At 57.4% G+C, this 603-nt stretch carries 1 protein-coding gene; it reads left to right on the forward strand.

Translation table 11 applies throughout. The features are described 5' to 3' along the window. On the forward strand, window positions 1-602 hold a 602-nt coding region (locus ACR0LL_RS21300), incomplete at its 5' end, for an HAD family hydrolase (protein ID WP_480589323.1). Between the last annotated feature and the right edge of the window lies 1 nt (window position 603).

Genomic DNA, 603 nt, shown 5'->3' on the forward strand with positions numbered 1-603 from the left:
TGTCAGAGCACGCCGAGCGGGATCACCTGATGGAAAGGCTGTTGGCGGCGGAAAAACGCAACATCCGGCACTACGGATATGGAATCAAGGGCTTTACCCTTTCAATGATTGAAACGGCTATCGAGGTTACCGAAGACCGTGTGCCGGCCCATGTGATCCGGCAACTGATCGAAGCCGGCCAGGAGATGTTGGCGCATCCGATTGAGCTGTTGCCGCATGCGCGCGCCGCAATTGAGGCCGTTGCCGAAACTCATCAAGTCGTCCTGATCACCAAAGGGGACTTGATTGATCAGGAACGCAAGCTCGCCCAATCGGGGTTGGGTGATCTGTTCGACTGGGTCGAGATTGTTTCGGAAAAGACACCGGTCACCTATCAATCGATTTTTAGCGCGCGCGGCGGCGGGCCGGGATCCGCGATGATGGTGGGCAACTCGATGCGCTCTGATGTGGTTGCTCCGATTGCGGCGGGCTGCTGGGGTGTGTACGTGCCGCACGGTCTGGTGTGGGAGATTGAACAGGCGGAGATACCTGTCGGAAACCCACGCTTTCGGGAACTGAAGGATTTGGGCGGGTTGGCGGAACTCGTTGAAAAGCTGAGTTGAT

This window comes from Ruegeria sp. AI2 (genome assembly GCF_056541275.1).